This is a genomic window from Desulfocapsa sulfexigens DSM 10523 (genome assembly GCF_000341395.1).
GTDB classification, from domain to species: Bacteria; Desulfobacterota; Desulfobulbia; order Desulfobulbales; family Desulfocapsaceae; genus Desulfocapsa; species Desulfocapsa sulfexigens.
Map to the genome: position 1 here is coordinate 3231215 of NC_020304.1, position 14767 is coordinate 3245981.

Genomic DNA, 14767 nt, shown 5'->3' on the forward strand with positions numbered 1-14767 from the left:
TTTGTAAACAATAAACTCCTCCCCTTGCAGTAGCTCATTCCATTATAAAACAACTTGACTTTCTCCTGTAAAAGCGAAGAAAATAAGAAAAGAGTCCCTCTTCTGCCCTTACTGAAGGAATGAGTCCATGCCTAACAACAACTGTCATTCCACAAGCTATATTTCAACGGCTACTGTCCCTAGGATTCTTGTCCGTCTTATACTCTATGCCCTCCTGTGGTACACACTTGCCGGGTCGGACATGTTGAGCTGGATTATAGGTGTTCCCGCAGTTTTGTTGACCACATCACTTAGTTTTAAACTGACTGCATCTTCCCGAGTAAATATAAGTTTTACTGGCATTATTCGTTTTATTCCTTTTTTTCTCTACCAATCTTTTCACGGTGCCGCTGATGTCATGCGCCGTGCCCTCTCTTTTCGACAACTTCTTAATCCTGGGCTGGTCTCCTATACCACTCTCCTGCCCGAAGGATCTGCCAGGATATTTTTTATTAACAGTATCAGCCTGCTCCCCGGTACATTGAGTGCAAAGTTGCATGGAAACAAGGTGGTCATTCACACTCTTGATCTTGGACTGCCTGTTTGGCGTAACATTCAACACCTTGAATATCAGGTTGCACTGTTGATGGGCTGTACGACTGGAAAAAGACAGGAAGAACTATGAGTTGGATTCATATATTTTTTGCTCTAATTTTGCTTCTTGCAATTGCTGCAGGTATGATTCGTATTCTGAGAGGTCCTACTGCTGCTGATCGTATGATGACGGCGCAGCTATTTGGCACCTGCGGTGTGGCGATACTGCTGCTGTTGAGTGCAGGAATGGCAAGCCCGGTACTCGTTGATATTGCACTCGTTTTTGCACTTCTCGCAGCACTTGCCACCTTAACCTTTGTCCGCCGAACCTGGCAAGATCCCGGGAAGAAAAGACATGGATATCCTCTATTATAGTGGCACCTTTATCCTTATAATTGGTCTTCTTTTTTTTCTGTCCGGTACCGTGGGACTGATTCGTTTTCCAGACATTTACACCAGGCTACATGCTCTAACCAAAGCGGATAACGTCGGGCTTGGCTGTGTAATCTGCGGTCTTTCCCTCCAGTCCTGCAACTGGATGCTAATAGTAAAACTTTTGCTTATCTGGTTGCTGGTTATGGTTGCAAGTTCTGCATCCTGCCATCTCATTGCCAGCAGTGCAATGCAGAAAAACATTAAGCCCTGGACACGCTCATGAGCTATTCCATCTTAACATTTTTCGACCTCATCCTCGTTTTAACCCTTCTCTCGTTAAGCTGGCATCTGCTCAATAGTGAAGACATCTTTAAGGCTGTTGTCCTGTTCATATCCTTTGGCCTTTTGATGGCCCTGGCCTGGGTTAGGATGCGGGCCCCAGATGTGGCTCTTGCTGAGGCGGCACTTGGAGCTGGTCTGACGGGACCGCTTTTTCTTGCAGCCCTCAGACGAATGAATCGATGTCACAAAGGTGAACGTAGACTTGATATCGATGAAAACAGGGACGGAGATAATGAAAAAAAAATGGAACAACCACATCAGAGAGCGTAATCCTTTTCAGCTGCTCTTTTTGTTCCTTCTCTTTTCTTTGACAGTGATACTTGCAGTCATCTTCTGTAATATTCCTGAAAAGAGTTCAGTAATTGAAGCTGGTATTGTCTCTATGCAGAACCAGAGTGGTGTGAACAGTCCGGTAACCGCTGTGCTGCTCAATTTTCGAGGGTATGACACTTTACTTGAAGTAATGGTGCTCCTGGTTGCTGTCATTGGGGTATGGTCACTGACCAAAGCTACTTCCTACGGAAATACAGCTGACATAAGCCCAGTGCAGCTAGGTGTTGTTCATCTGCTTACCCCGGTAATGTGCCTGGTTGCAGCATATCTTGTGTGGCAGGGAAGTCATCTGGCGGGAGGGGCATTTCAGGGAGGTGCTATTTTAGGTGCTGCAGGAGTTCTCCTGCTGGTAAGCGAAATTCCCTGGCCACATGCTGTTCCTGCTTTGGTTCTTCGCATCGGTCTGGTTTTCGGGCCATTGATTTTTACTGGCATCGCTCTTTACTGTCTTTGGGCCCGTGGCGGACTCCTGGACTACCCTAAAGGATCTGCTGGGTGGCTGATTCTCCTTATCGAAACGACCTGTGCACTTTCCATTGGTCTTACATTGGCCCTGCTTTTTGCAGGTGGTCGACCTGATGAGACGGGTTCCGAAGGAGACGTACAATGATTACAACCATGCTTTATAGTCTTACCGGCCTGATACTCTTTGGCATGGGCTTTTACACTCTTATTATCCACTCCCACCCCCTGCGTAAAATCCTGGCCGTTAACGTGATGGCAACTGGAGTCTTTCTAATTCTGGTTGCAACCGCCTACATCCCAGTTGGCCAGGGAGACATCGACCCTGTGCCCCATGCCATGGTGCTGACTGGTATTGTCGTTTCGGTGAGTGTCACGGCACTGGCTTTAATCTTTGCCTGTAAGGTCCAGGAGAACTCTAATCTCGACCTGCTAAGAAAAAGAAATCATCGTAAATCCATGAAGGAACGCGGATTGTGATGTTCTCTTCCGATACAGCAGTATGGATAGTTTTTCCAGTTATTCTACCTCTTGTAGCTGGTCTGCTCTGTTTCCTGTTTAAACGCGGGACATTTGGTATTGCTCTTGCCGCGGCCATAGGAAATTTCTTTGTGGTCAGCTTTCTTATTTATCAAATGCTTGTTTACGGCCCTATGCGTTGTTACATAGGCGGTTGGCACCCGCCATTGGGGATAAGCCTGCGAAGCGACGGGCCTGCCCTGCTTATGCTGCTGATGACTGCTGCAACAGGCCTCGCCATCACTCTCTACGCCAGGGGATATTTTTTGTTTCGTATTTCCGATCCATTACGGGCCCAACGACACAAACGTCAACAACACTATTTCTGGCCACTTTGGATGTTGCTGCTCACTGGGTTGAACGGTCTGTTTCTTTCGGCTGACATCTTTAATCTGTATGTCACCCTTGAGCTTATAGCGATCTCAGCTGCTCCACTCGCAGCATTGTCAGGAAAACCTGCGTCCCTGCGGGCATCCTATCGTTATCTGCTTATAAGCCTCATTGGATCACTCACCTATCTTCTCGGTGTTGTATTTCTTTACCGCTCCTGCGGCGTATTGGATCTTGCTCTACTGCAAAACCTCGCTGGGAACAGGTTAGCAATAACTACGGCACTTGTATTGCTGACAGTCGGGTTGATGCTGAAAACCGCTCTGGTGCCACTCCATTTCTGGTTGCCTCCTGCCCATGCCAATGCCCTGGCACCAGTAAGTGTTATTCTCTCAGCCCTGGTGGTCAAAGCTTCGTTTTATCTGTTATTCCGTTTCTGGTTTGAAATCTTTGCCCCTATCATCAGTCTCTCTTCTCTGAATTTTATGGGGACACTCGGGGCACTGGCAATTTTCTGGGGTGCAATTCAAGCCATGCGTCAACAGAGACTTAAGCTGATGGTAGCCTATTCAACTGTTTCTCAACTCGGCTATTTATTTGTCGCCTTTCCCCTGAGCATGTTTGTAGATGGAGGACAGGCGTGGTCCATCGTTGTTTTTATTGCCCTGACCCACGCCTGCGCAAAATCAGCAATGTTTATGGTGGCAGGCAATGTGTACCTGCACCTTGGTCACGATAGGATCAAGAGTTTAAAAGGGGTGAGGTCCAGTCAGCCGATCACCGTTTTTGCTTACGGTATTGCCGGAGTCAGTCTTATGGGACTCCCCCCATCCGGTGCCTTTATTGCTAAATGGATGCTCCTCAGCACGTCCTTTGCTTCCTTGCAATACTGGTGGGCAGTCGTGATTGCAGGAGGCAGTCTATTGGCCATGATTTACGTATTCAGGGTCATGTCCAATTTTTTTGTCATTCCTGAGGGTGAATCATCCAAGAAAAACGTATCACTTTCTCCTCTTCTGGAATGGCCCCCACTCATTCTTGCTCTAATATCTCTTTTTCTTGGCCTGATCTCCCCCTGGGTTCTTAAAATTGTATTATATAAAGACAGTGGACTGTTTGCCCAGATCTTTCAGGGGGGGCTGCCATGAATAGCGGTCAACTGCTTCTTGTTTCCATCCTGCTCAGTTCATTTATCCCAGGCATTATCATCTTTTGTCTGCCAGAGGAAAAACATCGGTTACGCACACTCCTCAATTTTTGTGGCTCAATAGTCAAAATATCACTGGTTCTTGTTATGAATGCCGGTATTTATTACGGTCATGTCTTTGAAATACGATTACCGCTTATCCCAGGTGTAGAGTTACTGTTAAGTGGGGATCCGTTGTCTGCTCTCTTTACAACCCTGTCCAGTGTTCTCTGGCTCCTGACCACTGTTTATGCAGTTGGCTATCTTGAAAACTCACCCAACCGTAGTCATTTTTTCGGTTATTTTAGTCTCTGTGTAACGGTTACTATCGGTATTGCCCTCGCAGGCAATCTGGTGACATTTCTTCTTTTTTATGAAATGCTCACCCTTGCCACCTATCCACTGGTTATCCACCGGGGAACAGATAAATCATTACGCGCAGGCCGTAATTATCTTATGTATGCCTTCAGTGGTGGCGCCGTTTTTCTTGTTGCCGTGGTCTGGCTTCAAGCTATTGTCGGACCGATGGATTTCTCGGCAAGCGGATTTTCACCTATGTATCTTACCAGCCACGGATCGGTTTTGACTTTTATTTTTATCCTCCTGATTATCGGAGTTGGCGTCAAGGCCGCACTGGTTCCGTTGCATGGCTGGCTCCCTCAGGCCATGGTGGCACCTGCTCCGGTGAGTGCTCTTTTGCATGCAGTTGCCGTGGTCAAGGCCGGCGCTTTTGGTATTGTTCGTATCGTTCTTGATGTCTACGGAGCACATAACCTGCTCCTTATGGGAGTCCTTCCTTTACTTTCAGCTGTTGCCGCCTTCACTATTATTTACGGATCGGTCCTTGCACTGCAGCAGGATGATCTTAAAAGGCGCCTTGCCTATTCTACTATCAGCCAGGTTTCCTATATTGCGCTTGGAATGAGTATGGTAGATCAGCAACTTGCAGTTATCGGAGGCCTTGTCCATCTCGTACATCAGGGATTGATGAAAATAACTTTGTTCTTTTGCGCAGGAAATCTTGCCGAAACACTGGGCATTCACCGTATCAGTGAAATGCGTGGCGTTGCGCGACGTATGCCTCTTACCATGGCTGCATTTTCAATTGCAGCTTTGGGAATGATCGGTATTCCACCCACTGTTGGCTTTGTTTCCAAGTGGTATCTGGGGCTTGGTGGTTTGGCCGGAGGAAACTGGTGGTTGCTGGTAGTACTTGTGGTGAGCAGCCTTCTCAACGCCTGGTATTTTCTTCCTATTCTGATCTATGCCTGGTTTGACAAGCAACAGGGGGCCTGGCCTGAAGAGCTGTATGTCGGTCGTTTTGAGACCCGTTTAATGCTGCTTGTACCTCCACTTGTCACGGCCTTTATTGTTATGGCAGCAGGCTTAGTAGCCAATGCTCAGATCAGCCCCCTGGCCTGGGTACGTTTTATTGTCAGGGGGTATACTTTATGAATCCCTCAATCTTTGAAACAATCTTTTATGCCTTGATACTGTCATCAGCCGCGAGTACTCCTCTGCTTATGCTGTTTCTTTGTTGTACTCCGTTGCGGATGAAGGTAATGCAAATCCTTCCACTGGCAACAGTTCCTGCTCTCCTTATTGCCATGACAGTACCTGACGATGTCTCTGTTGAAGCGGGCTGGTTTTTTATGAGTGGCCGTATGGGACTTGATGGAACAGGTAGGATTTTTCTCATTCTTGCCGGTTTTGTCTGGTTGCTGGCGAGCTTCAGCATCCTGAGTCTTTTTAAGAGTGGTCATAATCGGACACGTTTTCATATATTCTTTTTGACCGCCATGGCTGGTAATTTTGGCCTCATCCTTGCCCAGGGAATGTTTGGGTACTATCTCTTCTTTGCCATGATGAGTTTTGCCAGCTACGGGCTTGTGGCCCATGAAGGGCATAAGGATGCAAGACGTGCCGGGCGTATCTATCTTTTCCTGGTTATGATCGGCGAAATGGCACTGTTCACTGCCTTACTTTGCCTGGTACAGACCTGTGACAGCATGGCTCTCAATGACCTTGCAGGAGCTTCGTATCATCCGGTCATTTTTATCCTCCTTTTCATTGGATTCGGTATTAAAATCGGAGCACTGCCTTTTCATGGCTGGCTGATTCCAGCCTATCAGAACGCACCCCCTCCAGCCGCTACAGCTCTTGCAGGATCTATGGTTAACGCAGGTATCCTCGGTTGGCTTCGGTTTATGCCTCTTGGCCAGATCTCCTATCCTGATGGAGCAATGCTTTTTATCATCGCCGGGGCTCTTGCTTCCATATACGGGGTCATTGCCGGTTTGAACAGCAAACAGCCTGGTGCAGTGCTTGGTGGATCAAGCATCAGTCAGATGGGGCTGATAACTGTTGTTTTCGGGATGGGCCTTCTTGACCAGGACGCAGGAATTTATGCCATCCCTGTACTTATTCTCTGTGTTGTGCATCATTCGCTGGCCAAAAGCAGCCTGTTCTTTGCGTATGACCTAACTACACGGGAAGGGAAAATCGTATCGCATTTTCAGCTTGCTGCAATCCTGTTTACTGCTTTGGCTCTTGCAGGAATGCCCTTTACCAGCGGTGCAATTGTCAAGACAGCATTTAAAGAACTGGCGACACATCTGGGTGAACCCTGGTATGGAATAAGTACGTTCTTTCTTCCCTTAACAGCAACGGGTACAACTATACTCATGCTTCATTTTGTAAGAATATTGAAAAATATGAATACCATTTCCAAGTCTGGTAACATTCTGATACAACTGGTTTTTGTTGCCAGTTTTACTGCCGTTGCAACAACACTTTGGATATGGCCATTTGCTGATGATTTTTCAAGTCATTCGCTTGAAAGAGAACAAATTTTTCTAGGATCACTGCCGGTTGCAGCAGGTTGCTTCCTGTTCTTTTTATTGCAACGATCTGTACTTACAACAAAATTTCAGACAGGTACACCTAAGAGAAAAAACCATTTTGATACATTTAAATGCCTGGCAACAGACTTGGTGCAGAAGAAAAGGAAGGAAAAGCAACCACAAAACATGTTTGCTGGCTCCATATACCGTCTTGTTCCATATTTACGGAAAATTGAAAAAGTCATGGGGAGGTGGCAGGTAGTGGGATTATCTTACCTGGCACTCTGTTTCTGTCTGCTGTTTTTATTATTGTGATCGAAATTGTCACTGGAATAATGGTTTGTCTTTTCTGTGGTAACTTTACAAACACAAAGCAGATCTGTTGTTGACAGAGAATTTGGATGATGTTCAGATCTGTTTGACTTCATATGTTTTTTTCCATACAATATAACAGTATGGAAATATGCCTAATGGATTCGGGTCTATCTTGTCCACATTATTATTTTTTTCCGACAATGAGGTGCGAACTATAGTGGATTCCGAACAAGACAAGAAACATCTCGCCGAACCGGGCCATGATCTGATTAAGAAGCATGAAGATCCTTTTATTGAAGTCCTGCATCGAATAATCCGTGTAGCAGTTAAAATATTGGCTGTTTTAATGGTTATGGTTATCGTTTGGGGTATTGGTGACGTTGTGTATGTTTTATATCAACGTCTGATAACTCCTCCATTCTTGTTGTTGAGTATTAATGATATTCTGGCAACTTTTGGAGCTTTCCTGGCAGTATTGATTGCCATAGAAATTTTTATAAATATCACCATGTATCTCAAGACAGATGTTATTCCTGTTAGGTTAGTAGTCGCCACCGCACTAATGGCAATTTCGCGTAAAGTTATTATTTTTGATTTCGATGAAATAACACCTCCATTTCTGCTTGGTACAGCAGCAACAGTCCTAGCCCTTGGTGTGACGTACTGGCTTATTTCAAAAAAGACCTGACGTCCATAAGAGACAGGTATGCCTTTTAACAGATACATGGATTTAATAATGCGTTTATTATTCATTTAACATTACATCAACCTATGACCACAACCCGAAAAATCGTTCTGGATGTCCTCAAGCCTCATAAGCCCAACGGAGTAGATTTTGCCACAGCACTGGCTCAGTTGTCACCCGATTATCATGTGCGACTCAGTGTGGTTGAGATGGATGCCAAGACTGAAAGTGTCATCGTGGTAGTAGAGGGGAACAATATAGCATTTGATTCAGTATCTGAGCTCATAAAAAAAATGGGGGCATCGATTCATAGTATTGATGAAGTTGAGGTTCATGGCTCGGAAACGATATAAGGCGCCCGTCTCCTGTGAGAGGTATGGTCACTTATGATCAGAGAGAAGGATAAACAGCTCCTATCCCATATCTATCGCGGAAAAAAAATCGCCAGGCGCTACATGGTTACCAACGGTTTTGATGGGACGCTGACCATGCTGGGAATGATGACAGGGTTTTATGTCAGTGGAACCAAAGAGCTGGGGGTCGCAATAAATGCCTGTCTTGGTGCTGCGGTAGCACTCTTTGTCAGTGGGTTTTCCAGTGCCTATCTCAGTGAAAAAGCTGAGCGACAGGAGGAGTTACGGAAACTTGAGCAGGCATTGCTTATTGATCTGGAAGATAGTCACTATGGCGATGCCAGCCGCTATCTCCCACTTCTTATTGCTTCTGTAAACGGCCTCTCACCACTTTCCCTTTCCCTGATTATAGTTGCACCCTTATTCCTGGCTCATCACGGCATTTTGTTGCCATGGTCTCCCTTTCTTGTAGCAATTGCAGTAGCGCTTATCTGTATATTTCTCCTTGGAGTCTATTTAGGGAAAATAAGCAGGCAATTCTGGTTGTGGGCAGGACTGCGCACTGTATTTATAGCGTTGATTCTGGTGGCAACTATCCTCATGTTTGATATCTGAAAATAAATCCAAAAATTTTCAGGTGATGTTCATCAGACATGAGAACAGAACAGTAATTGATCAACACTATGATAAATATCATCCAGAGTTATGTTCTCCATTTTGAATCCATGGCAAAAACAACACTGATATGGTAAGAGGTGTCAGGTTGCGGTTTTGGCTGAACCCTGACAAGGAGATTTCAGACTCTGAACTCTAATGAGTTGTTAGATTAATGGAGCCGACAAGCGGGATCGAACCGCTGGCCTACGCTTTACGAGAGCGTCGCTCTACCAACTGAGCTATGTCGGCTATCAGGAAAAATGATGATCTTTTTGACAAAAATAATGTTCTAATTTCATGGCTTGTATAGCAAGGTCACCTATCAATGTCAAATATATTCCATTACCTTTAGTTGCAGGTAACCGTATCTCTATGCAGCGTATCTTTTTTTCACTCCTGTTGTTATTGCTTTTAAATGCCTGTTCAGAAGACCAGAAGCAGGAGGAAGGCAACGAAACATCTCCAGCCTCCAACTCTATTTCCACACCCCCCAAAGGATGCAAGGCCTGCCACAGCATGGTGCTCGATGTTGCTCACGATATGGATTGTACCGTCTGTCATGGTGGTTCAAACGACACTTCTTCCAAGGAACTGGCACACGAGAATCTGATACTGCGCCCAGCCCATCCTGATAATATGGTTAAGGTCTGCGGCAAATGTCACCAGGATCAGGTTGCGAGCACTGCCCATTCCCTTCACTTTACCTTGAAAACAGAAGTAAATCGTGTCCGCATCGCCTTTGGAGCTAAAGAAGAGCTTACCAGCCTTGTTGATGTTCCAGTCACCGATTCTCCCCAGACAATAGTCGAGCTCGCCGACGACCTGCTGAGGCGCCGTTGTCTGCGTTGTCATCCATATTTTTCAGGAGATCGCTACCCGGCCGTCGTGCGGGGAACGGGATGTGCCAGTTGTCATCTCCAGTTTTATAAGGGAAAACTTGTTTCTCATTCCTTCCTCAAAACGCCCGGAGATGATCAATGTTTGCAATGCCACTATGGCAACTGGGTTGGATATGACTATTATGGACGCTATGAACATGACATGAATGATGAATACCGGACTCCATACACAACTCGCCATGATTATTTTCGTCCATTTGGAGTCGAATTCCACCAACTATCTCCAGATATTCACCAGAAAAAAGGCTTAGTCTGCGTTGATTGTCATGGTGGGCGAGAGCTCATGGCCCAGGGTGATACAAAAACACGTTGTGCGGATTGTCACGATAGGTCGAGAATTGAAAATCAATTATCATACTTTAATATCAACCGGAAAAATAATAAGGAGGATGAATTTACCCTTGTTTCAACTGGTGATGGCAAGGAACATACCATCCCCTTCATGAAACATGCCGCCCATCAGGAATACGCTGAAGTTGCTGGATGCCAGGTATGTCATGCTCAATGGTCATTTAATGACCTGGGAACCCACCTTTTAAGAAGTGATCTAAGTGAATATGACGCTTTTTCAAGAGTGTCTGTCCAGGGAAGCTTTGAAGTCGAACAGATTTTGAAAAATAACCTGAATTTCGACAATGAAGAAATGGCTCATTCAATGACAGATAAATTGAGTGGTGAAGCTAAGGATGGACTCTGGTACAAAGGTTACGAAACCAGACGCTGGGAAAATATTATCATTGGCCGCGACAGTTCCGGACGACTCCAGGTAATGCGCCCCATACTTGATATCTATCTTTCCTGGATAGACGAAGATGAGGATGTTCTTTTTGATTCAGTGCGCAGTAACGCTCAAAACAATGGATTACTCCCGTATGTCCCGCACACCACCGGGAAAGCAGGCATGTTCTACAGGGATAGGATAAAGAATTTCCTGCAATCTGAAGAGGGAGCTGTGAAATAATATGCTTTCAAAGTCTTTTCCGATAAGGGGGAGTCTCTCCATCTTTACTCCTCTGCGAATGTTCCTGTTCTTTACGCTTCTCACCTTCTGTTTAACAACGGGCAGTAGTTCCGCTTCGCGACAAACTAGAAAACCCGCAACCCAGAAACCATACGTCATTAATGATCGCCTGTACTCTCCTCTCCCCTCGGCTGATGGATATGAAGAGATTGGTATAGCCTCGTGGTATGGTCGTGACTTTCATGGCCGGCCCACCTCAAATGGCGAAACCTATAACATGCACGATATCTCCGCAGCCCATAAACTGCTCCCCATGCATACAATGCTTCTTGTGAAAAATCTGAATAATGGCAAGGAGGTCGTTGTTCGAGTTAATGATCGAGGTCCATTTGTCCAGGGGAGGATAATTGATCTGAGTTATGGGGCTGCAAAGCAAATTGCTCTGGTTCATTCGGGGACGGCACGGGTGAAAGTCACTGCACTAGGTGAGTTACAGACAGACATTGAAACCGGGCAAAGATTTTTTAAGTCACATGCGGACCTACGCTCAGGGGAGTATTTTGTTCAGATTGGAGCATTTACTAAGAAGTACAATGGCCTGAAACTTCAGGAAAAATTTCTTGACGCAGGGCATCATGTAGTAATGACAAAAGCGGAAGTTAATGGACAGCTCTTTTATCGGGTACAGGTCTTTGTTGGCAGGACTTTAAACAGTGCCAGGAAAAGTGAGCAGGCATTGATTAAAAAGGGATATAAGGGAGCTTTTATTCTGGCCAGATAATTTTATAACTCTGTGCCGAGAATATATCTTCCCCAAACAGCACTCTATCTGGCGTCCGCCTGTCGTACGATTCGTACGAATTCCTTGAGCAGCTCATGATCTTTAATGCCCGGCTCCACCTCAACTCCTGAATTAACATCAACTCCAAATGGAGAAACGTTACGGATAGCATTCTCGACATTATTAGGCGAAAGGCCTCCGGCAAGGATCATTGGTCGTTGTAACTCAAGAGCTTCGATAATACTCCAGTCAAAACTGGTACCCGTTCCACCAACACTACCCTTTTCGTAAGTGTCAAGGAGATAGCCGTGTACCAGATCATCATAGGGGGAAAAATCTTCTTTTTTACTGTTAGTACCTACCCTGAAAGCCTTTATTACATGGCAGGGTGATGTGAATCGTTCTACACGTTCACAATACTTGGGGCTTTCTTTACCATGAAGTTGAGCATGAGATAGACCACAGTACTCTATTATCTCTTGGACCTCCTCCCTGTCACGGTCAACAAAGACCCCAACACAGTCTACAAATGGCGGTACCTTGGAGATAACTGCCCGTACAAAATCAGGGTAAACATTTCGCGGGCTCTTTTCGTAGAAAATAAAACCTAGGGCGTCAAGGCCTGCATTGACACCGGCCTCGACGTCCTTCTCGCGTGTCATGCCACACATCTTAATACGTGTTCGGGAGTGCATTGTCTTTCCTTATTTCCCTCTCAGTCCCTGCAGACTATTTCCGCCATTTTTTCCACGCATCAATGACTCACCAATAAGGGCTGCACAGACGCCAGCCTGATCCAGACGATGAATGTCTTCGGCTGTTTTTAATCCAGACTCTCCAACCACTGCAATAGTATCCGGGATCATTTTTTTCAAGCGGAACGTGGTCTCGGTATCCATTGAGAAATCTTTAAGATTGCGATTATTGATACCAATAAGGTTGGCATCAGTCATGAGAACTGTTTCAAGCTCAGCCTCATCATGAACTTCCACAAGACAATCAATTGCGTATTCTTCAGCTTGAGCAAGAAAATCGTTCAATTGATGAATGTCAAGAATTGAGGCCATCAAAAGAATGGCATCAGCTCCGCAGATATGAGCTTCCTCTATCTGCAGAGGATCAATAATAAACTCTTTACGAAGAATGGGAAGATCCACACATTCTCTTACCTGGAGCAGGTACAGAAGCGATCCTTGAAAAAAACCCCTGTCGGTGAGTACCGAAATGGCCTGCGCTCCATTTTTCTGATAGTTCGTGGCAATGGCAACAGGATCAAAATTGGGACAGATGACGCCCTTTGAGGGGGAAGCCTTTTTGACCTCAGCTATAATTGCAACGCCCTGATAATCTACCAGGGCCTGTCTGAATCCACGGGGTGACTGAATTTCCTTTTCAGCAAATGCTTCAGGAATATGCACACCATGGTTTCGTAGCAATGCAACTTCTTCTTTCTTTTTCGCGACTATTACGTCTAAAATATGGGCCATAACTCAATAGTTAGCTGGTAAATGTAATGTATTGGTTGAAGTTAATTGCTATTGCTGTATTCGATTAATTGATCGAGTTTAGAAGCTGCTCTGCCGGAATCAATTACTTCTGCGGCGGCAAGAATTCCGGATTGCAAATCTTCGCACAGACCAGCAGCCATAAGTGCAGCACCACTATTTAAAAGAACCATATCCCGTTTAGGACCTTTTTCACCAGTTAACACAGCCCGCATCTGCTGAGCTGATTCTTCAGCATCTGCACCACCCTGCAGATCCTCAATGGTAGCATCTGCAAAACCAAAGTCAGCAGGATCGACAGAATAGGTCGTCACCTCTCCATTACGAAGTTCAGATACCCGGGTGGTTCCAGTAACTGTCAATTCATCAAGGTTTCCCTCACCGTGTACCACCAGTGCCCTCTTAGATCCCAATTTGGCAAGAACTCTGGCCAGCGGTTCTGTCAGGTCACCACTAAAGACACCAAGCACCTGGACATTGGCACCTGCAGGATTGGTTAAAGGGCCGAGAATATTAAAGATGGTGCGAATGCCCATTTCCCTACGTGGCCCTATAGCATATTTCATAGCTCCATGAAGTGCAGGAGCAAAGAGAAATCCAATCCCAACTTTTTGAATACACTCTCCAATTTTTTCAGAACTGATATCCAGTGCAACACCAGCCGCTTCAAGCACATCAGCGCTACCGCAGTTACTGGATATGGAACGATTACCATGTTTCGCAACTGGAACCCCGGCTCCTGCAACGACAAAGGCACTGGTTGTGGAAACATTAAAAGTCCCAGAACCGTCACCACCTGTTCCGCACGTATCAACCAGTATATCACCAGAGGCCACATCAACTCCAGAAACAATAGCTGTTGCTTTGTCACGCATAACCCTCACTGCCCCAGTGATCTCCTCAACGGTTTCTCCCTTCATGCGGAGTGCGGTGATAAACGATCCAATCTGAGCATCTGTTGCGCTTCCACCCATGATTTCGTTCATCACGGCAACCATCTCTTTTTCGTTGAGATCCACTTTCAGGACAACTTTGGCAATTGCTTCTTTGATATTCATTTTTTATTTTTTTCCATCATAAAATTCTTAAGGAGTGTGACACCAGCTGGTGTCATAATGGATTCAGGGTGAAACTGAACACCCTCAAGATCCATTTCCCTGTGACGCAGTCCCATTATCTCTCCCTCCGCGGTCCATGCACTTATTTCAAAACATTCCGGAACTGTATGGTTGTCAACGAGAAGAGAATGATAGCGCATGCCGTCAAAAGGATTGGGAAGACCTGAGAAAACACCTTTATTGTCGTGATAAACGGGGGAAGTCTTGCCATGCATAATTCGTGAGGCACGAATAACTTTCCCTCCAAAGGCTTCCCCAATGGATTGATGACCAAGGCATACGCCGAGAAGTGGGATTTTGCCACCGAAATATCTGATAACATCGATGGAAACTCCAGCTTCAGATGGGGTGCAGGGGCCAGGTGAGACAAGAATGCGATCAGGCTTCATGGCAGCAATCTCTTCTACCCCTATTTTATCGTTACGGAATACCTTGATGTCAGTATTCTCTTGATTTTTGAGAGCATTTCCAGCAATGGTCTGGACAATATTATAGGTAAATGAATCGTAATTATCTATGATAACAAGCAT

The 14767-nt window shown here is 45.6% G+C and carries 18 protein-coding genes and 1 tRNA gene; 14 read left to right on the forward strand and 5 right to left on the reverse strand.

The genetic code is table 11. The features are described 5' to 3' along the window. Positions 1 to 127 precede the first annotated feature (127 nt). The 12 genes from UWK_RS14385 to UWK_RS14440 all read left to right on the forward strand — a co-directional run bounded on the left by UWK_RS14385 (position 128) and on the right by UWK_RS14440 (position 8931). Positions 128 to 664 (forward strand): Na+/H+ antiporter subunit E, encoded by a 537-nt coding sequence (locus UWK_RS14385; RefSeq protein ID WP_015405116.1) that lies wholly within the window; start codon positions 128 to 130, stop codon positions 662 to 664. Beyond that, complete coding sequence (locus UWK_RS14390; RefSeq protein ID WP_015405117.1) at positions 661 to 948, forward strand: monovalent cation/H+ antiporter complex subunit F; 288 nt, start codon at positions 661 to 663, stop codon at positions 946 to 948. The genes UWK_RS14385 and UWK_RS14390 overlap by 4 nt, the downstream gene beginning before the upstream one ends. Then, positions 929 to 1231, forward strand: a complete 303-nt coding sequence (mnhG, locus tag UWK_RS14395; RefSeq protein WP_015405118.1) for a monovalent cation/H(+) antiporter subunit G — start codon at positions 929 to 931, stop codon at positions 1229 to 1231. Before UWK_RS14390 ends, mnhG begins: the two co-directional genes overlap by 20 nt. Beyond that, the gene (locus UWK_RS14400) at positions 1228 to 1560 is read left to right on the forward strand and encodes a Na(+)/H(+) antiporter subunit B (protein WP_015405119.1); all 333 of its coding nucleotides are present in this window, start codon (positions 1228 to 1230) and stop codon (positions 1558 to 1560) included. Before mnhG ends, UWK_RS14400 begins: the two co-directional genes overlap by 4 nt. Then, positions 1523 to 2233, forward strand: a complete 711-nt coding sequence (locus UWK_RS20255) for a Na(+)/H(+) antiporter subunit B (RefSeq protein ID WP_015405120.1) — start codon at positions 1523 to 1525, stop codon at positions 2231 to 2233. The genes UWK_RS14400 and UWK_RS20255 overlap by 38 nt, the downstream gene beginning before the upstream one ends. Next, a complete protein-coding gene (locus tag UWK_RS14410; protein WP_015405121.1) occupies positions 2230 to 2565 on the forward strand; it encodes a cation:proton antiporter subunit C in 336 nt (111 codons plus the stop codon). Before UWK_RS20255 ends, UWK_RS14410 begins: the two co-directional genes overlap by 4 nt. Then, positions 2565 to 4082, forward strand: a complete 1518-nt coding sequence (locus tag UWK_RS14415; protein ID WP_015405122.1) for a complex I subunit 5 family protein — start codon at positions 2565 to 2567, stop codon at positions 4080 to 4082. Before UWK_RS14410 ends, UWK_RS14415 begins: the two co-directional genes overlap by 1 nt. Continuing rightward, positions 4079 to 5575: a complex I subunit 5 family protein gene (locus UWK_RS14420; RefSeq protein ID WP_015405123.1), complete on the forward strand. Its 1497-nt coding sequence runs from the start codon at positions 4079 to 4081 to the stop codon at positions 5573 to 5575. The genes UWK_RS14415 and UWK_RS14420 overlap by 4 nt, the downstream gene beginning before the upstream one ends. A 107-nt stretch (positions 5576 to 5682) precedes the next feature. Continuing rightward, positions 5683 to 7278, forward strand: a complete 1596-nt coding sequence (locus tag UWK_RS14425) for a complex I subunit 5 family protein (protein WP_167320755.1) — start codon at positions 5683 to 5685, stop codon at positions 7276 to 7278. A 148-nt stretch (positions 7279 to 7426) separates the two neighbouring features. Next, entirely contained in the window at positions 7427 to 7966 is a 540-nt protein-coding gene (locus UWK_RS14430) for a phosphate-starvation-inducible PsiE family protein (RefSeq protein WP_015405125.1), read from the forward strand. A gap of 83 nt (positions 7967 to 8049) precedes the next feature. Beyond that, positions 8050 to 8316: a DUF211 domain-containing protein gene (locus tag UWK_RS14435; RefSeq protein ID WP_015405126.1), complete on the forward strand. Its 267-nt coding sequence runs from the start codon at positions 8050 to 8052 to the stop codon at positions 8314 to 8316. A gap of 33 nt (positions 8317 to 8349) precedes the next feature. Continuing rightward, positions 8350 to 8931 (forward strand): VIT1/CCC1 transporter family protein, encoded by a 582-nt coding sequence (locus tag UWK_RS14440; RefSeq protein WP_015405127.1) that lies wholly within the window; start codon positions 8350 to 8352, stop codon positions 8929 to 8931. Between the two features lie 215 nt (positions 8932 to 9146). Here UWK_RS14440 and UWK_RS14445 read toward each other — a convergent pair. Then, positions 9147 to 9222, reverse strand: a tRNA-Thr gene (locus UWK_RS14445). Positions 9223 to 9345: 123 nt separating this feature from the next. On the opposite strand from UWK_RS14445, the gene UWK_RS14450 reads away from it, so the two are divergent. After that, positions 9346 to 10833, forward strand: a complete 1488-nt coding sequence (locus UWK_RS14450) for a hypothetical protein (RefSeq protein ID WP_041916439.1) — start codon at positions 9346 to 9348, stop codon at positions 10831 to 10833. Position 10834: 1 nt separating this feature from the next. Next, positions 10835 to 11614 carry a septal ring lytic transglycosylase RlpA family protein gene (locus UWK_RS14455; RefSeq protein WP_015405129.1) on the forward strand — a complete coding sequence of 260 codons (780 nt, stop codon included), beginning with the start codon at positions 10835 to 10837 and terminating at the stop codon, positions 11612 to 11614. 44 nt (positions 11615 to 11658) lie between these two features. On the opposite strand, the gene UWK_RS14460 is transcribed toward UWK_RS14455, so the two are convergent. From UWK_RS14460 to UWK_RS14475, 4 genes are read right to left on the reverse strand one after another with little or no spacing between them, the layout of a single operon-like run. After that, positions 11659 to 12309, reverse strand: coding sequence for a phosphoribosylanthranilate isomerase (locus UWK_RS14460; protein WP_015405130.1), 651 nt, complete (start codon positions 12307 to 12309; stop codon positions 11659 to 11661). 9 nt (positions 12310 to 12318) lie between these two features. Continuing rightward, a complete protein-coding gene (gene trpC, locus UWK_RS14465) occupies positions 12319 to 13101 on the reverse strand; it encodes an indole-3-glycerol phosphate synthase TrpC (RefSeq protein ID WP_015405131.1) in 783 nt (260 codons plus the stop codon). A gap of 41 nt (positions 13102 to 13142) precedes the next feature. Then, positions 13143 to 14177, reverse strand: a complete 1035-nt coding sequence (gene trpD / locus UWK_RS14470; RefSeq protein ID WP_015405132.1) for an anthranilate phosphoribosyltransferase — start codon at positions 14175 to 14177, stop codon at positions 13143 to 13145. Next, positions 14174 to 14767: an anthranilate synthase component II gene (locus UWK_RS14475; protein WP_015405133.1), complete on the reverse strand. Its 594-nt coding sequence runs from the start codon at positions 14765 to 14767 to the stop codon at positions 14174 to 14176. Before UWK_RS14475 ends, trpD begins: the two co-directional genes overlap by 4 nt.